This window comes from Actinosynnema sp. NPDC037264, from assembly GCF_055603705.1.
Window position 1 is genome coordinate 19,086 of sequence record NZ_JBVJVK010000024.1, and the last position, 20,230, is coordinate 39,315.

Consider the following 20,230-nt stretch of genomic DNA (forward strand, 5'->3'; position numbering starts at 1 on the left):
GGGAGCGGTATGTCGTCGCGTGTGCGCAAAGCCGGGCTGCTCGGAGCGCTGTGGGCGTTCGGCCCGGCCAAGGTGGTCGCCGTCGTCCTGGTGCTGGCGGTCACCGCGACCAGCGGCGGGGACGCGGTCGACGGGTGGGGGCGGTCGGAGACCTACGCGGCGGACAAGTCGTCGACGCCGGGACCGGGGCAGCGGTGGGGTGAGGCCCGGTCCGACCCGGACCACCTCGCGGGCGCACCCGGCAACGACACCGTCCCCGACACGCTGAGATCCCGCTACCCGAAGGTCCAGTGGGACGTCCAACCGCACAACACCGCGTCGGTGGAGGCGCCGCCCGCCACCGAGACCAAGGGCTTCGAAGAGGGCAAGAGCCAGGAGAAGCCCGAGGCGCGCACCAAGCACGAGAAGGTCTACACGAACCCGGACGGCACCGAGACCACCGAGTTCTCGGCCGGCGCGCTCAACTACCGCGACGGCGACGAGTGGAAGCCCATCCGGACCGAGCTGGTCGAGACGGACCAGGGCTGGCACAACGCCGCCGACGAGGTGGACGTCCGCCTGGCCCGTCGAGCCGACGCCGAGCGCCTCACCACCCTCACCGTCGATGCCGACCACGAGGTCTCCTACGGCCTGGCCGGGTCCAACAAGGTCGACGGCGCCGCGAACGGCAGCACGGCCACCTACACCGAGGTCCAGCCCGGCGTGGACCTGGAGCTGGAGTCGCAGCCGGGCGGCGTGAAGGAGACCCTGGTCCTCACCCGCCCCGGCGCCACCACCTTCACGTTCCCGCTCACCCTCAAGAACCTCACCGCGCACGTCGAGCACAACCAGGTCCTGCTCAAGGACGAGGGCAACACGACCCGCGCCGTGATCCCGCCCGGTGACATGGTCGACGCCAACGGCGCCCGGTCCACCGCCGTCACCTACACCCTGACCAGCCACGACGGCCGCCAAGCCCTCCAGCTCGCCCTGGACGCGCAGTGGCTGGGCCAGGCGGCCTACCCGGTGGCCGTCGACCCGACCGTCCAGCTCCCCGTCACCGGCGAGGCCGCCGACAGCAGCCTCTACGTCAACGGCACCTCGTCGTCCCCCGGCGGCAACACCCTGCTGGTCGGCCCGAACGCCGCCTCCTACCTCCGCTTCGGCGGCCTGGTCGACAAGCTCCGCCACCACACGATCTTCGGCGCCCAGCTCTGGCTGGTGAACTACGACGCCGACTCGTGCAAGCCCCGCACCGTCACCGTCCACCCGGTCACCCAGAGCTGGGCCTCCAGCGACGACGTCGACTTCCCCGGTCCGAGCACCGGCGGCCGGCTCGCCGAGCGCTCCTTCGCCCACGGCCACATCGCGTTCGGCCAGTCGTCCTCCAACTGCCCCACGGCGGGCGAGCTGATCAACCTCGGCGGCGGCGGACGAGACCTGGTGCAGAAGTGGGTCGACGGCGCGCAGGCCAACCACGGCCTCTCCCTGCGCGCGAGCGGCGACGGCTCCGGCAAGAAGTTCACCGGCCCCGCCACCGCCAACCCGCCACGCCTCTACGTCACCCACAGCCCGTACAACGCGACGTACGCGCTGGCCGACCCGGTGCCGAAGCCGCCCGTCCTGCAGAACCAGGACGGCAAGGTCAAGATCGCGGTCACGAACAAGAGCGCCTCGGCCTGGGCGCCCGGCGACTACTACCTGGCCTACCGCGCGTACAACGCCAAGACCGGCGCGTCGGTCGTCCAGCAGCGCTCGGCCAACCTCACCGCCACGGTCGCCCGCAACCAGCGCGTCACCCTCGACGCCACCGTCAAGGCCCTCCCGCCGGGCAAGTACTTCCTCGACTTCACCATGGTCAAGACCGGCGGCCCGGTGTTCACCGACCACCAGGTCCCGCCCGGCCGGATCGTCCTCGAGGTCTTCGACATCCCGCCGGTGGTGCAGGAGCTGCACCCGCCGAACGGCTACCAGGCGCCCACCCTCACCCCGCAGCTGTGGGCACGGGCGCTGGACGTCGACGCGCCGCCGAGCGTCACCATGCAGTTCAAGTTCGAGGTCTGCGAGCGCGACGCCGCCGGCAAGCCGGTCAATTGCGTGAACTCCGGGTACCAGGCCAAGACCGCCTGGACCGTCCCCACCGGCACGCTCGAGTGGAGCAAGGCCTACGACTGGCGCGCGTACGTCAAGGACGCCACCAACGAGATCATCTCGCCGTACTCCACGATCCTCACCAGCGTCCCGCAGCCGGAGATCACCTCGCGCCTCGCGGGCGGCCCGTACGGCACCAAGGACCAGGAGTTCGACCCGCAGACGGGCAACTACTCCACCGCCGCCGTCGACGCCTCGGTCACCACGGTCGGCCCGGAGCTGCGCGTGGTCCGCACCTACAACAGCCTCGACCCCCGCCGGGACGGCATCTTCGGCGCCGGCTGGTCCACCCGCTACGACATGAAGCTCGTCCCGGACGACGACGGCTCCGGCAACGTCGTGATCACCTACCCCGACGGTCAGCAGGTCCGGTTCGGCCGCAACGCCGACGGCACGTTCGCCGCGCCGTTCGGCCGCCAGGCCAGGCTCACCGTCGACACGACCGCGTGGCGGCTGCTCGACCTCTCCGGCACCACCTACCAGTTCTCCCTCAACGGCAGGCTCACCCGGATCACCGACAGCGCCAACCGCGCGGTCGTGCTGACCTACGACACCACCACGGGCAAGCTGCAGAAGGCCCAGGTGTCCAACAGCCAGACCAACACCGCCGGCCGCCACCTCGCGTTCACCTGGACCGGCAACCGCGTCACCGCCGTCAAGGCCGACCAGACGACGTGGAGCTACACCTACACCGGCGACCTGCTCACCAAGGTGTGCGCGGGCACCGCCTGCACCACCTACGAGCACACCACCGGCTCCCACTACCGCACCGCGGTCCTCGACTCGCGCCCCGAGTCGTACTGGCGGCTCGGTGAACCCGAGGGCACGGCCGCCGCCGGCGAGGTGGCCGTCAACCTCGGCAAGGACGTGGGCACGTACAAGAACGTCACCCTCAACACCCCGGGCATCAACGCCACCGACACCGCCGCCTCCTTCAACGGCACCACTTCCGCCGTCGACCTCCCCAAGGGCACCCTGAAGAAGAGCCGTGACGGCGCGGTCGAGCTGTGGTTCAAGTCCTCGGTCACGGGCTCGGGCGGTCCGCTGCTCGGCTACCAGGACAAGGCGCTCGGCAGCACGTCCACCACCGGCGTCCCGATCCTGTACGTCGGCACGGACGGCAAGCTGCGCGGCCAGTTCGGCGTCGGCGCGATCAGCCCGATCACCAGCGGCGTCCTGGTCAACGACGGCAAGTGGCACCACGTCGTGCTCAGCTCCATGGGCGCCACGCAGACGTTGTTCCTCGACGGGGCGAAGGTCGGCGAGCTCACCGGCAAGCAGATCGACCACGAGAAGCTGACGTTCAACCAGATCGGCGCGGCCCACGCGACCGGCACGTGGCCCGCCTGGGGCACGACGCCGCAGCGCCACTTCGCGGGCGTGATCGACGAGGTGGCGGTGTACTCCGGTCCGGTCGGCCCGCAGACCACCACCGCGCACCGCAACGCCAACAACCAGGCCGACCTGCTGTCGAAGATCACCCTGCCCAGCGGCAAGGTCGCCTCCGCGATCACCTACGACACCACCCGCGACCGGGTGAAGGAGCACACCGACGACAACGGCGGCACGTGGCGCGTCGGCCCGCCCGCGGTCTACGGCGGTGACGACGACCTGCGCCGCACGGTCGAGGTGCTGGACCCGGCGAACCGGCCGAGCCTGTACGAGTACGACGCCCTGGGCGGCTGGCTGCTGCGCCTGGGCCGCCCGCTGGGCCTGGAGGCACGTCCCGAGGACCGACCTGGCGAGCCGACCACCACACCCACGCCGCCCGCGGAGACGTGCAGCAAGCCCGACCCCAACGACCCGTCGTTCTGCACCACGATCCCGGACAGCTCCGGCGGCCCGGTGTTCGTCCGCTACGGCGCGGAGGGCATGAGCATCCGCTCGTACTCCTACGACGACAGCGGCCGGATCACCGTCGTCACCGACGAGAACGGCGACACGGTCACCCTCGGCTACGACGCGCGCGGCAACATCACCTCGACGAAGACCTGCCGCACCGCCACCGAATGCCACACCACCTACGAGACCTACCCGACGACCGTCACCGACGAGTACGACCCGCGCAACTTCCTGCCGCTGGAGTCTCGCGACGGCCGCTCGGCGAGCGCGACCGACACCACCTACCGCACCACGTTCAGCTACCACCCGACCGGCCAGGTCCTCCAGGAGACCGCGCCGGACGGCAGCTTCGTCAAGCACACCTACACCAACGGCGCGGAGGCCGCCGTCAACGGCGGTTCACCGCCCGCGGCGCTGCTCGCGTCCACAACGGACGCACGCGGCAAGACGACCCGGTACGCCTACTACAACAACGGCGACCTGGCCCGCGTGACCGAGCCGAACGGCCTCGTCACCGAGTACACCTACGACGACCTGGGCCGCCGCGCCACGGTCAGGACGATCTCCGACAGCTTCCCCGCCGGTGTCGTCACCACGTTCACCTACGACGCCACGTCGAGGCTCCGGACCACCACCGGCCCGATCACCACGGACGCCGTCACCGGCGAGAAGCACCAGCTCCGGACCACGAACACGTTCGACGCCGACGGCAACACCACCCGGGTCGAGCAGGCCGACACCCAGGGCAACGACCCGGCCCGCGTCACCACCTACGACTACGACCAGCACAACCGCCTCTCCCGCGAGACCGACGCCGAGGGCGGCGAGACGTCCTACGAGCACGACGCGTTCGGCCACCGGACCTCCGAGACCGACCCGAACGGCAACCGGTTCGACTTCGCCTACACCAGCCGCGGCGACCTCGCCGAGGTGCGGCTGCGCGACTGGCGCAGCGACCCGGCGGGCGTGCCCGCGCCGGCCAACGGGTACCTGCTGGTCACGTCGCTGTCCTACGACTTCGCGGGCCGGCTCGCCAGTCGGACCGACGCGATGGGTCGCCGCACGGAGTTCCAGTACTGGGGTGACGGCCTGCTGCGCCGCAAGGTGCTCAAGGACTTCCACAACCCCGACGGCAGCAAGCGCGACTTCGTGCTGGAGGACAACACCTACGACGGCGCGGGCAACCTGACCCGCAAGGTCACCGCCAACGGCAGGTCCGTCACCGAGCACACCCACGACCGGCTCGGCCGGGTGGCGACGGTCGTGGTCGACCCGACCGGCCTGCGCCGCACCACCACCTACTCCTACGACGGCGGCGACAACGTCACCCGCACGGTCACCGGCGGCAAGGCGTCCAACGTGCCGTGGGAGGTGTCCGCGACCCCGGAGACGGTCACCTACCGGCACGACGACGTGGGCAACGTGGTCGAGCAGACCGTCACCGACGGCACCACCGACCGCGTCACGCGGTTCGGCTACGACCAGCGCGGCCACCAGACCTCGGTCACCGACCCGCGCCTGAACACCACCACCTACGGCTTCGACGAGCTGGGCCGCCAGGTCACGGCCACGGGCGCGGCGGTGGCGGTGGAGCGCGACGGCGGCGCGCCGACGACCGCGAACCCGACCGCGAAGACCGGCTACAACACGTTCGACGAGGTGGTGGCCTCGGCGGACGAGCTGGGCGCCGTGTCGACCGTCGAGCACGACCGGCTCGGCCGGGTGGTGACCGCGACCTCGCCCACGCACCAGGGCATCACGCCCGTCGTCAAGGCGTCCTACGACGGCAACGGCAACGTCACCGAGGTCGTCGACGCCCGCGGCCACGCGACGAGGTTCGCCTACGACCAGCTCGACCGCGTCGTCACCCACGACGCGCCGGCGAGCACCGGCCGTGCCGTCTCGCGCTACACCTACACCCGCGCCGGCCAGGTGCTCTCCACCACCGCGCCGGACGGCGCGCGGACCGAGTCCACCTACGACGACCTCGACCGCCCGCTCACCTCGACCCGGTACGAGCGCAAGCCGACCACCGGCACGTTCACCGCGTGGCAGCGCTACGACGACCTCGGCAACGTGACCTCGGCCGTCGCGCCCTCAGGCGCCGCCACCGCGTTCACCTACGACACGCTCGGCCAACTGGTCAAGGAGACCGACCCGGCGGGCGTGCCCACGCACCGCGGCTACGACGCGGCGGGCAACGCCGTGCGCGTCACCGACGGCCTCGGCCGCACCACCCGCCTCGCCTTCGACCTGTTCGGCGACCAGGTGGCCCGGTCGGAGCTCAAGGCCGACGGCACGGTCCTGCGGACCACGAGGTTCGGCCACGACCCGGCGGGCAACACGACCACCGTCACCGACGCCAAGCTCAACACCACCACCTTCGAGTTCGACGCGGGCGACCGGCTGGTCCGGCAGGTCGAGCCGGAAGGCGTCACGCAGGAGTTCGGCTACGACGCCGCGGGCAACCTGACCCGCTACACCGACCCGCGCGGGCACCGCACGATCACCACCTACAACGCGTGGGGCCTGCCGGAGAAGGTGACCGAGCCCGCCACCGCGGCGCACCCGACCGACCGCACGTGGACCTCCGAGTACGACGCGCGGGGCAACGAGGTCAAGCTGACCGCCCCCGGCGGCGTCGTGCGGACCCGGACCTACGATGCGGTCGGCCGGCTCATCGCCGAGACCGGCAGCGGCGCCGAGAAGCCCACCACCGCAAGGGAGATCACGTACGACGTGGTGGGCCGGGCGACCCGCGTGGGCTCCGACACCTACACCTACGACGACCGCGGCAACCTGCTCACCACGTCCGGTCCCGGCGGCACGGCGGAGTTCGGCTACGACGCCGACGGCAACCCGACCACCCGCCGCGACGCGGCCGGCACCGCGACCTACACCTACCTGAAGGGCCGGCTGGACACCGCCTCCGAGGGACTGGCCGGCGTCACCCGGACGTACGGCTACGACGCGGCCGGCGCGGTGAAGACCATCGGCTACGGCGCGGGCCGCACCCGCACCTACGGCTACGACGACCACGGCCGGCAGGAGTCGGACGTGCTCACCGGCTCGACCGGCCAGGTCATCTCGGCCGTCGCCTACCACCGCGACGAGCTCGACCTGGTCTCCCGCAAGACCGAGAACGGCGTCGAGACCACCTACACCTACGACGCGGTCGGCCGGCTGAAGACCGCCACCACGGGCGGCGTCACCACGCCGTACGAGTGGGACGCGGCCGGCAACCGCACCAAGGCGGGCGCCAAGACCTCGACCTACGACGAGCGCAACCGCCTGCTGTCCGACGGCGACTACACCTACGCCTACAGCCCGCGCGGCACGATGACGAGCCGCACCAGCTCCGGGCACACCGAGCCGTTCGCGTTCGACGCCTTCGACCGGATGGTGGGCGCGGCCGGCCAGAGCTTCACCTACGACGCCCTGGACCGGGTCGCCACCCGCAACGGCGCCGCGTTCACCTACGCGGGCCTCGACGACGAGGTGGTGTCCGACGGCACGGCCACGTTCGCCCGCGGCCCGGGTGACGAGCTGCTGGCCACGAAGCAGGGCGACACGCCGCGCGTGCCGGTGGCCAACGGCCACGGCGACGTGATCGGCGCGCTCGCACCGGACGGCCAGGCGCTGTCCGACCGGACCGCCTACGACGCGTTCGGCGAGGTCACCGCCAGGACCGGCGACACCGGGCCGCTGGGCTACCAGGGCGACTGGACCGACCCGGCCACCGGCCAGGTCGACATGGGCGCGCGCTGGTACGACCCGGCCACCGGCGGGTTCGGCTCGCGTGACGACATCCCGTTCCAGGGCGGCGACGGCATCCGCGCCAACCGCTACGCCTACGGCGCGGGCGACCCGGTCGGCCAGGTCGACCCGGACGGCCACTGGTCGTGGCCGTGGGACTGGTTCGACGACGACGATGACGCGCCGTCGCAGTGGGTGGTGCCCTACGAGTGCTACCTCTGCTTCGACCACGAGGACCTCAGTTACGCGATCCGCGAGCAGGCGGACCGGCTCTCGGGCAAGAAGAAGAAAAAGCAGTCCGGCGCGAACGGCACCTACCCGAGCTACGCGCCCGGCCCGGCCTACAAGGGTCGTGGCGGTGGCGGCAGCTGCGGCGCCTGCTACGACGCGAGCGCGGCGGCCCGGGCGGAAGCGGCCCGACGGGCCGAGCACGAGCGCAAGCGGCGCGTCACCGCGCAGGCCAAGGCGGCGGCGCAGTACTCGGCGCGGCACGTGCCCAGGACCGTGTCGGGCGCGGCGCACGCGCCGGTGACGAACATGCCGAAGACCGTGTCCTCCGACCCGAAGCTGCCCGCGGGCAAGGTCGGCGCGAACCGCGACGTGGTGGCCGACGCCAAGCGCGGCACGGACAAGATCTACGACGCGGCCGTGCAGAAGGCCGGCAACCCGGTGAGCAACACGTCCGCGGCGAGCAAGTCCGGCGCCGGTGGCGGTGGCTTCGCGTGGAAGTGGCCGAAGTGGCAGGGCTGGAAGGCCGAGGGCAAGGCGCTGCTGAACGGCCTCGCCGAGATCAGCGGCTACAACGACGGCAAGCGGTGCGTCACCGAGGGCGACGTGGAGAGCTGCGTCTGGGCCGGCGTGTCGGCGCTGTCGCTGTTCGCCGGTCCGTACGGGGTCGGCGCGGTGCGTGCCGCGAAGGGCGTCCGGATGGGCGCCAAGCACGCCGACGAGATCGTGGACGCGGCGTGCTCGCTGGTCGCGGCCAACAGCTTCGCCGGCGACACGGCGGTGCGCATGGGCGACGGCTCGACCAAGGAGATCGAGGACGTCCGGGTCGGCGACCGGGTCGCGGCCACCGACCCGACGACCGGGCGGACCGGCGCCTTCACCGTCACCGACCTGATCACCGGCACCGGCCTGAAGCAGCTGGTCGAGGTGGAGGTGGAGGCCGAGGGGCGCACGTCCACCCTCACCACCACCGACGGCCACCCGTTCTGGGCCGACGGCGGGTGGGTCGAGGCCGGCGACCTCGTGGCCGGGCAACGACTCTCGGAAGGCACCGTCGTCGGCGTCCGGTCGTGGGCGGAACAGCGGACCGTCCACAACCTGACCGTCGACACCGTGCACACCTTCCAGGTCGTGGCCGGCGACGCGGACGTGCTCGTGCACAACGCGGGCAAGTGCGGCAAGGCGTTGGCCAAGGTGCGCGCGGGCGCGGCCGCGGTGAAGAACGGCGTGGTCGGCGGCGCGAAGGCGGTGGGGCGCGGTGCGCAGGCGGTGGGGCGCGGTCTCGCCAACTTCGGCCGCGGCCTGTGGGAGGGCTCCAAGACCGTCGGCCGCTGGGCGGGCACCAAGTTCGTCCGCAACCCCATCGGCTACGTCCGGTCGAGCCCCGGCAAGGCGCTCGCGCAGTGCCTGGGCGTCAACGGGGTCGTCACCGGGCTGACCGTCTACCTCAACGGCGGCCAAGCCCAGTTCAAGCCCGAGAACGCCGTGATCATCGGCGTGGCCGGGTGTCTCGGTACCACGGTCAAGGACGCCTGGTACTTCGACCGGCAGTGATGAGAGGAATCATGTTGTCCAAGAGATCCGGCGTGGGCTTGCTGGCGGTCGCCGCCGCAGTGCTCGCGATGGTGGCGGCGCCACCGGCCCAGGCGGACTCGTCCGGCGGGGGCGGGGACTACGTCTCGCTGAACGGTCACGCGCACGTGCTGGACACCCGTGACGGCACGGGCGGTGTGACCGGCGAGCGCGGTGCGCAGACCACGACGACCTTCCCGGTGCTCGGCGTCGGCGGCGTGCCGACCAGCGGTGTCGGCACCGTCATGGTGCGCGTGGCGATCCTCGCCCCGACCGCCGAGACGTGGCTGGAGCTGTGGCCCGACGGCACGGCCCGGTCCGGGGACGCGACCGCCGTCACCGCCCGGCCGGGCGAGGACCTGTCGGCGTTCTTCGCGGTGAAGGTCGGCGCGAACGGCAAGGTCGCGGTGTACCAGGCCGCGGGCAAGGCCCACGTCGTGGTCGAGGTGCACGGCTACTTCAAGTCCGCGCAAGGCGCCAACGGCGGCGGGTTCGTGCCGGTGGCGCACACCCGCACGATCGACACGCGCAGCGGTCTCGGCGTGTCCACCGGGATGATCCCGGCGGGCGGCACCCGGACCGTGACGCTGACCGGCGGGCTCATCCCGGCCGGCGCGTCCGCCGCGTACGTGAACCTGGCCGTGCCGGGCGCGTCGGCGAAGGGCTGGATGGCCTACGCGCCGTCGGGCCTGGCCACCCGGCCCGTGCTGAACTACGTGGCCGGCACCACGCAGCAGGCCGCGGTCGTGCAGCTGAGCGCCGACGGCAAGGTGACCTTCACCAACAAGGGCACCGCCGCCGCGCACTTCATGCTGAACGTCGAGGGCTACTTCACCGGCTCGGCCACCACGGGCAGCGGCTTCCGGGGCGACGACGGCCGTTTGGTCAACACGCGGTCGGTCGGCGCGGGCCTGCCGGTGGCCGCGAACGGCGTCCTCGACGTGCAGGTCGGCGGGACGTTCGGGCTGCCGACCCGGGGCATCGCGGGCGCGTTGCTGTCGATCACCACCACCTCGGAGGCCGCCGGTTACGTCAAGGCGTGGCCGCTGGGCCAGGCCGAGCCGGGGCTGACGATGATGGACCACGGCATCAGCCGCCGGACCAACTCGATCGTGCTCAAGCCCGGCACGGACGGCAAGATCCGCATCCGCAACGGCAGCTCCGACACCATGCACGTGATCGTGGACCTCCAGGGCTGGTTCGCCGAGCCGCTGCCGACCGTGCCGGTGGTGCCCGACAGCCGCACGACGGTGTTCCAGGCCGCCCCGGTCGCCGGCGCGCGCGTCGGCACGCTGGAGTACGCCTACACCGACAACGCGGGCCGGGTCGTCCACGGCCACCAGTCCGATGTGGACAACTTCGGCTCGATCCAGTGGACCGTGATCTCGGGCAACGAGGCGTTCAGCGGGCAGCCCGCGATCGCGCAGCTGTCCGACGGGCGCATCCAGGTGACGGCGCAGCGCCGTGACGGCGACATCTGGTCGGTGACCCAGACGGCCGCCGGCGCCGTGACGTGGGGCGCCTGGAAGGACTTCGGCGGCTCGATGGCCGCCGCGCCGACCGTGGCGAAGCTGGCCGACGGCTCGTTGGCCCAGTTCGCGGTCGACGCCGACGGCAAGCTGTGGGTGTACCAGCAGAAGGGCTCCGTGCCGTTCTGGCGGAACCTGGGCGACCAGAACCTGGTCGGCGGTCTCACGGTCGTGACCGTGCGCGACGGCGTGCGCGTGTTCGGCCTCGACGGCGCCGGTGTCGTGAAGACCGTCCAGTTCTACCACGACGGTTCGCTGTCCCCGTGGACCGACCTGGGCGGCTCCGGCTCGTCCGGCGCGCCCGCCGTGGTCGTCCGGCCGGGCTACCAGCTGCAGGTCTTCGTGCGCGGCGCGGCGGGCACGATCGTCACCAAGCTCCAGGACGCGGCCGGCACGTGGCCGGGCGACTGGACCGGGATCGGCACCGGCGCGGTGACCCCGGCCGGCGCCCCGGCCGCCGTGCTCGACCCCGCCCTGGGCCGGGTCGCCGTCGTGGTCCGAGGGTCGGACAACGAGATCCACCGGGTCTGGGAAACCGCCACGGGCTCCAACACGTGGGGCGAGTGGTCCTGGCTGATCGACGGCGTCTCGGACCCCTCGGCCACCGACCCGACCGCCGTCCCCTTCGCAGGCGCCAACGGCGAATCCTGGCTGGTGACCTTCCGCAGCCCGAACGGCACCCCGCGGTTCGTCGACCGCCGGATCTGACCGCCGATCCTGATCACCGCAGAACGGGCCGGGGCACTCAAGCCCCGGCCCGTTCTGCCACTGTGCTCGGCGAGAACGCCCTCGATCAACTGGTCCACGAGAGGGCGTCGCCGCCCTCAAAGCACGGACCGCGTGATCAACCCCGGGCGAACGGGCCCGGCGTCACCACCTCGAACGGCAGGTGCGTGATCGTCGTGCCACCGCGCTGGACCCGGAACTCGTCCAACGCGCCCTTGAACCGGTCGGCGCCGTCCGGCCTGGCGCCCAAGTGCAGGCCGTCCACCGCGAACGCGTCGCCGTACGTCAGCGAGCCCTTGATCGCCGCACTGCCGCGAACCGCGCCGTCGACCAGCAGCTCCAACGTCCCGCCGACCCGGCGCAGTACGACGTGATGCCACTGGCCGTCCCCGAACGCACCCGCCGACGCGACCGACGTCGGCCCCGCGTCGGTCTGCACCCTGGCCAGCAACCGGCCCTGGCTGGGCTGCGCGCGCAACCACAGCCCGCGCTCTGTCGCCCCCACGCCGTAGGCCCACACCAACACCTGGTCGGCCGTGCCCGCGGTGTACCGCATCCGGAAGTCGATGGCGAAGTCACCGTCCAACGCCTGGTACGGCACCATCACCGCGTCGTCCACCCCGTCGAACGCCAGCGCCCGGCCGTTCACCCCGGCCGTCGTCCCCGCACCGCCCCGCACCGCGGAGTGGTGGCACAGGGCGGAGGTGTCGGCGGTGGCCGGGCCGAGCGGCGTGCGGACCACGTCGTGCGCCTGCGTGTTCTGGTGCTCGAACCCCCACCACAGGACCCGCTTCCCGGCCACGGTCAGCTGGACGTCGTCCACCTTGCCGTCGAGGACGTCGGAGCCACCCGGCTTCGACCCGACCCGGACCCCGAGGGTGTTCGACACCGACCCGGTCAACCCGGTCGCCACCGCCGGGACACCCCCGTCGACGCCCAGCTCGACCCGGTCGCCGACCCGCCGCAGCACCAACTGGTGCCAGGCGCCGTCACCGAACGCGTCCGCCGACGACGGGTCGCCGAGCGCCACCTCGACGTGTCCCGCGTCGGTCTCCACCCACCCCAGGAGCCGGTCCTGACCGGGCTGGGCCCGCACCCACACCGACGGCGCGCCGCTCGTCGCCCCGTACGCCCACAGCAGCGCCTGGTTCGCCGCGCCTTGGTGCTGGAACCACAGCGAGAAGGTGAAGTCCTGCGCCCCGGCGTCCAACGCGGGCGTGTACGGCGTCTCCACACCGGGGTGCGTGGCGTCGACCGCCAACGCCGTGCGGCCGATCCGGCCCGCGACCGTGCCCCGGTAGCCGCCGAGCAGGTTGCCGTCCGCGCAGTGCCCGGACAGGTCGTCGGTGATGGGCGCCGTGACCCTGGTCGGCGCGACCGCGCCGTCCACGACCTCGAAGGGCAGGTTCAGCACTTCGACGCCCGCCTTGCGGACGGTGAAGTCCTTGAGCACGCCCGAGAACGGGTCCGCGCCGTCCAGCCGCGACCCGAGCCGCCACCCGGTGCGCGCCTTCGCGACCGCTCCACCGACACCCGTCGCGGTGGCCGACGCGCCGTCCACGGTGAGCGTGACCCGGTTGCCGGCGCGGGCCAGGGAGAGCCGGTGCCAGGCGTTGTCGGCGTAGGTGCCCGGCAACGAGACCCCGGCCGTCCCGGTGGTCCCCTCGACCCGGGCGTGCACGCGGCCGGACTGGATCCGCACCCACACCTGGGGTGTGTCCGCCCCTTGACCGAACGCCCAGAACAAGGCCTGGTTGCCGGTCGACCCGCCGTGCCGGAACGACGTCTCGACGGCGAAGTCCTGCGCGCCGACGTCCAGCGACCGCGAGTACGGCACGTCGGCCTGCCCGGTGAGCCCGGCGTTCACCGATCCGCGCACGTAGGCGTCGTTGGCCTGGAGCGTGGTGTCCGGTGACGTGGGCCCGGCGGTCGGCGTCGCCTCCGCGGACGGGTTCGTGCCGCCGGGGATGTGCGCCTGGTACGTGGTGAACCGGTTGAACCGGATCTCGTCGGCCGAGAAGTTCGTGCCGCCTTCGTACAGCAGGCCGATCTCACCCGTGGCGAGCTCGGCGAGGTCCGAGTACCCGGCCCGGCCGGTGTTGACCAGACCGCCCACGCCCCACGTGGCGCCGTCGTCCACCGAGTAGCGGATGCGCATCAGCTCGCGGTCCACCGGGTCGGACGGGCCGGAGAACAGCAACGTGCCGTTGCGCAGCGCCAACACCGCGCCCTGCACGTTCGGCGTGGTGAGGCTGGGCACCGGGGTCGACCGGGACACCGTCGTGCCGCCGTCCGTGCTGATCGCGCGGGTGCGGTGGTGGCCGGTGGCGATGTCGTTGCGCCCGGCCACGTACAGGTCGCCGTTGGCGAGTTCGGCGACGGACATCTCGCCGGGCACGACCTGCCCCTCGACGAACGAGTCGGGCGTGGTGCTCGCCTGCCACGTCTCACCGTGGTCGGTGCTGTAGAGCACACCGGCGTAGTCGGCGTTGTTCACGAACTGGTGCGCGCCCACCACCAGCCGGCCGTCCCGGAGCTGGACGCCGTGCGACGGCCCGGTGGCGAACCACCCCCGGGTGGTCCCGTCGAACGACACCGGGAGCTGCCGCGCGCCCGACCAGGTCAGCCCGTCGTCGTCGCTGTGCTGGACCCACGGCAGCCGCACCCCACCCGGCGTGGCCTCGTTCGACGTGGACAGCAGGAACACGCGCCCGGTCTCCCTGTCCACCACCGGCGCGGGGTTCCCCCTGGTGAACGGCCTCTCCGCGTCCCCGGGAACCCCGCTCAACACCACCCGGACCGGCCCCCACGTCCGCCCGTCGTTGGTGGACCGCCGCACGACGAGGTCGATGTCGCCGCGATCGCCGCACGAGGGCGACTCACGGGCCTCGGCGAACGCCAGCAACGTGTCCGCCGCCGTCCTCACCAGCGCCGGGATCCGATAACACCCGTACCCGCCGGTGCCGCCTTTGAACAGCACGTGCTCGACGCCGATGGACGACGGCGACGCCGCGACGCCGCTGCCCCAGGCCGGTGCCGGTGCCACCACCAACCCCAGGACCAGCACAAACCCCAGAAGTCTGCTCATTGGCGCAGGCTAGGCAGCCGCACTACCAGCGGACTTCCACACCACTTCGAGGACGGGCGGTGGGCACGGGGGCGGCCGCCCCCAGGCCGGCCGTCCCCGTGAGAGCGGTGCGGACACGCCGCGGCGTCCCAACCGGCAGGGGGAGCACCGGTCGGGACGTCGACCCCTCGAAACCGGCGGGGGGTGTGGGGCACTCCGCCGGGTTACTTCACCTGTCCGCGGTCATGGGTACACCCTGCTGGGCCGAACGTGAGCGAACCTAGGATGAACCTTGAACCGGCTGTTCGAGGGGGTTGGCGTGGACTTCGGGGTGCTCGGCGGTGTCCGGGCCCGCGTCGGCGGCGCCGACCTCGACATCGGCCACACCCGTCGGCGCGGCGTGCTGGCGGCATTGCTGCTGGAAGCCGGTCGGCCGGTGCCCGCCGAACGGCTCGTCGACCGCGTCTGGGGTGGTCAGCCGCCGTTGCGGGCGAAGGAAACCCTGTACGGGTACGTGTCCAAGCTGCGGTCGGCCGGGATCGACATCCAGCGCGGGCCGGGCGGCTACCTGCTGGAGACCGACCGGATCGACCTGGTCGAGTTCCGCGCCCTGGCCAAGCGCGCGCGCACCGCGCCGGACCACCAGGCCGCCGAGCTGTACGACCAGGCGTTGCGGCTGTGGCGCGGCGAGGCGTTGGAAGGGCTGGACTCGCCGTGGTTCGCCCAGGTCAGGGAGTCGTTGCAGGCCGAACGGGCAGCCGTCGAGCTCGACCGCAACGACGTGGCGATCCGGCTCGGCGACCACGCCGCCCTGCTGCCCGCCCTGCGTGACGCCACGCAGGCGCACCCGCTGGACGAACGCCTCGCCGGCCAGTTGATGCTCGCCCTGCACCGCAGTGGCCGGTCGTCGGAGGCGTTGCAGCACTACGACGCGTTGCGCCGCACGCTCGCCGACGAGCTGGGCACCGACCCCGGAACGCCGCTGCAAGACCTCTACCTGCGACTCCTAGGTCAGCAGGCACCGCCGGCGACCACCAAGGCCGTGCCGCGGCAGCTCCCCGCGCCGCAACGCTGGTTCACCGGCCGCGAGAAGGAGATCGCCGACCTCACCGAACCGTCGTCCACCGTCGTCATCACCGCGATCGGCGGCGCGGGCGGCATCGGCAAGACCGCCCTCGCGCTGCACTGGGCGCACCAGCACGTGGACGACTTCCCGGACGGCCAGCTCTACGTCAACCTGCGCGGCTTCGACCCGGTCGGCGACCCCGTCACGCCCCAGAACGCGCTGCGCGGCTTCCTCGAAGCCCTCGGCGTCGACGACCCGCCGGCCGACCTCGACGCGCAGGCCGCCCTCTACCGCAGCCTGGTCGCGGACAAGCGGATGCTCGTCGTGCTGGACAACGCCCGCGACACCACCCAGGTCACGCCCCTGCTGCCCGGCGGCGCGCGCTGCACCGCCCTGATCACCAGCCGCGTGCAGCTGCTCGGCCTGCTCACCGCGCACGGCGCGCGTTCGGTCGCGCTGGACGTCCTGGACGAGCACGAGTCCCGCGCGTTCCTGGTCTCCCGCCTCGGCGCGGAACGGGTCGAGGCCGAGCCGGACGTCACCCGCGAGCTGCTGGAGCTGTGCGGCGGCCTGCCGTTGGCGCTGAGCATCATCGCGGCCCGTGCGGTGACCCAGCCGGACCTGCCGCTGTCCGCGCTCACCGAGGAGCTGAAGGAGCAGCGCCTCGACGCGCTGGACGACCTGAGCGCCGACCTGCGCACGGTGTTCGCCTGCTCGTTAAGGGTCCTCACCCCCGAGGCGACGGAGCTGTTCGGGCTGATCGGCCTGACCTCCGCGCCGGACCTGAGCCTCAAGGCGATCACGGCCCTCACCGGCCGCGCCGACACGCGCCGCCTGCTCAGGGAGCTCGAAACGGCCCACCTCGTCCAGCAGCACCGGGTCGGCCGCTACCGCATGCACGACCTCGTGCGCCTCTACGCCGCCGAGGTCGCGCCCGCGCACGCCGACGCCAACCTCCGGGCGTTCATCGGCTACTTCGCCGCGACCGCGCACGACGGCGACCGGCTCATCGAGCCGCACCGCCCGCCGATCCCCGCCCCGCCGGGCGACCCGGTGCCGCCGGCCGACGTCACGGCCGCGCTGGACTGGTTCGACGCCGAGTACGAGTCGCTGCTCGCCGCCCAGCGCCTGGCCGCCGGGCACCGCTGGCACGACCTCGCCTGGCACCTGGCGTGGGCGCTCACGAACTACCACCTGCGCCGCGGCCACGCGGCCGAGGACATCGCGGTGTGGGGCGCCGCGCTGGTCGCCGCCGACGCCCTGCAGGACCGGTTCAAGCAGGTCTCGGCGCACAAGTTCCTCGGCATGGCGTTGACCGACGTCGGCCGCTACGACGAGGGCGACCACCACCTGCGGCAGGCGTTGGAGCTGGTGGAGGACGACTACGGCAAGGCCGCCGCCCACCGCGCCATGGCGTGGGCGTTGGAACGGCGGGGCGACGTCGCCGGGGCGTTGGAGCACGCGCTGGCGCAGTTGGCGCTGTTCCGCGCGCTCGGCCTCCCGATCCGCGTCGCCGAGGCGCTCAACGACGTCGGCTACCGGATGGCGAAGCTCGGCGACCACGTCGGAGCCGAGGCGCACTGCCGGGAAGCGCTGGCGCTCAACGAGGAACTCGGTCACGTCGAAGGCGAAGCGGCCACTTCGGACAGCCTCGGCTACATCGCCCACCACCACGGGCGCGACGCCGACGCCGTGGAGCACTACCGGCACGCGCTGAAGCTCTACCGGCAGCTGGACAACTCCTACGAGGAGGCCAGCGTCCTGCGGCACTTCGGCGACGTGCTCGCCGCCGTGGGCCGGCACGGCGAAGCGCGCGACGCACGGCAACGAGCCCTCACCCTCTTCCGCGCCCAGGGCCGCGTCGAGGACGCCGACGAAGTCCGGGCGTTGCTGACCTGATCGCCACCGCGCCACCCGATCGTGTGCTCCTGGTTCGATCGCCGGCGGCGTCGGCAGGCCGACCATACGATTCTGCGATGTCCAATGGGAGCGGTGCGCCACTGCAGATCCCTCCCGGGTACGACCTCGGCCTCGCCCGGACGTGCTCGTTCGTCGTCAACGTCGCCTGCGACATGTGCGAGCAGTGGAAGGCGGCCGGCTGCCCGCCCAACGGCTTCTTCCAGTGGCAGCCCGCGGACACGTGCCCCGTCACCAACTCGGTGTTCGACGTCGGCGACTTCACCTTCTCCGGCCCGATCTGGAGCAACTTCATCCTGGACGCCGCGGTGGTCAGCGAGCCGTTCGGCGTCCTGGCCCGCAGCACGAGCGATCCGCAGACCCTCCACCTCGCCTTCCGCGGCTCGCAGACGGACGCCGACACGCGGATGGACCTCCAGGTCGAGCTGGTGGACTACCCGCCGCCCACGACGCCGACCGCCGGCGGCGTCAAGGTGGAGCGCGGGTTCTACGGCGTGTTCAGCGGGATCGACCGAGGATTCCTGGACCGGTTGTTCCTGACCGCTTCGGCCGCCGGCACCCGCCTGATCGTGAGCGGGCACAGCCTCGGTTCGGCCCTGGCCACCCTGGCCGTGCCGCTGGCCCGCGCCAACGGGATCACCGGCGCGAACACCCTCCACTACAACCAGGCCGGCCCCCGGGTCGGTGACCGGGGGTTCCAGAGCTACTACGACAGCCTGGACGTGACGACGTTCCGGCTGGTGAACACCTACGACGTCGTGCCGAAGTCACCGCCGCCGCCCTACGTGGCCGTCGGTGTGGAGGCACCCTTCGGCGCCGACTACGGCTCCGAGGCGGAACGCCACAACCCGTGCTGCTCCTACTCCTACGCCCTGTTCAACCCCACCGCGCCGGTCAACCCGGGGATGGGCGCGTGCATGGCCGCGTCGAAACCCGAGCTGCACGTCCCCTGATGCCGCTCAGCGCGGCCTGCCCGCCGCCAGCGCCACGACCCCCGCCACGGCCACCGCCGCCGACACCGCGACACCCGCGCGGAACCCGGCGTCACCGCCGCCCGCCAGTCCCGCCGCCAGCGCCGCCACCGCGGGCCCCACCGTGCTGCCGACCATCCGCGCGGTGGCGCTCAGCCCGCCCGCAGCACCGGCCATCCCCTCCGGCGCACCGGACATGACCAGGGTGTTCATCGCCGTGTTGAACAAGCCCTGCCCCACACCCAGCAGCGCCAGCCGCCAGCACAGGTCCGGCAACGACGTCACCGGCAGCACGAGCAGCCCCAGCGCGAGCGCGCTCAGCACCGTCCCGCCCATCGCCACCAGCCACGGCCCGTACCGGTCGCTCAGCGAACCCGACACCAGCGCGAGCCCGGCCACCCCCGCCACGAACACCAGCAGCGCCACCCCGACGTCCTCCGGCGAGCCGCCCAGCACGTCCGTCACCTGGTAGGGCACCAGGAAGAACATCACCCCGGCCAACGTCGACACCAGCGACAACGTCAGCAGCGGCAGCCCGAACAACCTCCGCCGGACCAACGTGAGCACCGGGCGCGAGCCTGGCAGCCGCGCCCACCACACCGCGAGCACCACGGCCACCCCGAGCAGCCACGCCAGGTCCTCGAACGCCAGCAGCACCGACGTGATCGCGCCACCCAGCAGCACCGCTTCCAGCACCAACCGCCCGTCCGGCCGGGGCAGCCCCCGCCCGTCCGGCCGCAGCGACCGCCACCCCAGCCACAACGCGACCACCAACACCGGCAGCTTCATCAGGAACACCGAGCGCCACCCGAACGCGCCCGCCACCAACCCGCCCAGCGGCGCGCCGGCCAGCCCGCCGATCGTCATGATCGTGATCACGTACCCGATCGCCCGCCCGCGCTGCTCCGGCGCCACCGCCGCGACCACGATCGGCATGTACCCGGCCAGCACCAGCGACCCGGCCACACCCTGCAGCACCCGTCCCACCACCAACACCCAGAACGACGGCGCGACCGCCGTGAGCACGCTCGCCACCGCCACACCGGCCAGCGCCAGCAGGAACGCCGACCGCACGTCCGCCCGGTCCACCCACCGCCCGGCCGGGATCGCGATCGCCGCCATCGGCAGCGTGTAGGCCAGCAGCACCCACGCCGTGGCCGCCGGTCCGATGTCCAGCTCGCCGCCCAGGCTGGGCAGCACCACCGCCGCCACCGTCATCTCGGTGGTGACCACCAGCATCGCCATCGCCAACGCCACCACCGGCGCCCACCGCGTCCCGACCCGCACGTCCTGTGTCATGGCGCCGAAGCTACGGCCGCGTGCCGCCCCGCCGAATCAGTCAGGTGACCGGTCGACCGGTCACCTGACCCGCCGGTGGACGACCAGTCAGGTGACAGATGCCCGCGCCCTTCCCCCGCTCCTAGCG

At 72.5% G+C, this 20,230-nt stretch carries 6 protein-coding genes; 4 read left to right on the forward strand and 2 right to left on the reverse strand.

Annotated elements, in window-relative coordinates; translation table 11 throughout:
• Window positions 1-9: 9 nt before the first annotated feature.
• Both ACZ7GX_RS24805 and ACZ7GX_RS24810 read left to right on the forward strand, forming a co-directional pair.
• Complete coding sequence (locus ACZ7GX_RS24805; RefSeq protein ID WP_498779920.1) at window positions 10-9,510, forward strand: RHS repeat-associated core domain-containing protein; 9,501 nt, start codon at window positions 10-12, stop codon at window positions 9,508-9,510.
• A gap of 11 nt (window positions 9,511-9,521) precedes the next feature.
• Window positions 9,522-11,765 carry a DUF8189 domain-containing protein gene (locus tag ACZ7GX_RS24810; protein WP_498779922.1) on the forward strand — a complete coding sequence of 748 codons (2,244 nt, stop codon included), beginning with the start codon at window positions 9,522-9,524 and terminating at the stop codon, window positions 11,763-11,765.
• 136 nt (window positions 11,766-11,901) lie between these two features.
• Here ACZ7GX_RS24810 and ACZ7GX_RS24815 read toward each other — a convergent pair whose 3' ends face one another.
• Window positions 11,902-14,871, reverse strand: coding sequence for a LamG-like jellyroll fold domain-containing protein (locus tag ACZ7GX_RS24815; protein ID WP_498779924.1), 2,970 nt, complete (start codon window positions 14,869-14,871; stop codon window positions 11,902-11,904).
• 271 nt (window positions 14,872-15,142) lie between these two features.
• Here ACZ7GX_RS24815 and ACZ7GX_RS24820 point away from each other — a divergent pair, with 271 nt between their 5' ends.
• The gene (locus tag ACZ7GX_RS24820) at window positions 15,143-17,815 is read left to right on the forward strand and encodes an AfsR/SARP family transcriptional regulator (protein WP_498779926.1); all 2,673 of its coding nucleotides are present in this window, start codon (window positions 15,143-15,145) and stop codon (window positions 17,813-17,815) included.
• A gap of 77 nt (window positions 17,816-17,892) precedes the next feature.
• On the forward strand, window positions 17,893-18,786 hold the full coding sequence (locus ACZ7GX_RS24825; RefSeq protein ID WP_498779928.1) for a lipase family protein: 894 nt from the start codon (window positions 17,893-17,895) through the stop codon (window positions 18,784-18,786).
• Between the two features lie 6 nt (window positions 18,787-18,792).
• Here ACZ7GX_RS24825 and ACZ7GX_RS24830 read toward each other — a convergent pair whose 3' ends face one another.
• A complete protein-coding gene (locus tag ACZ7GX_RS24830; protein WP_498779930.1) occupies window positions 18,793-20,103 on the reverse strand; it encodes an MFS transporter in 1,311 nt (436 codons plus the stop codon).
• Window positions 20,104-20,230: the final 127 nt, after the last annotated feature.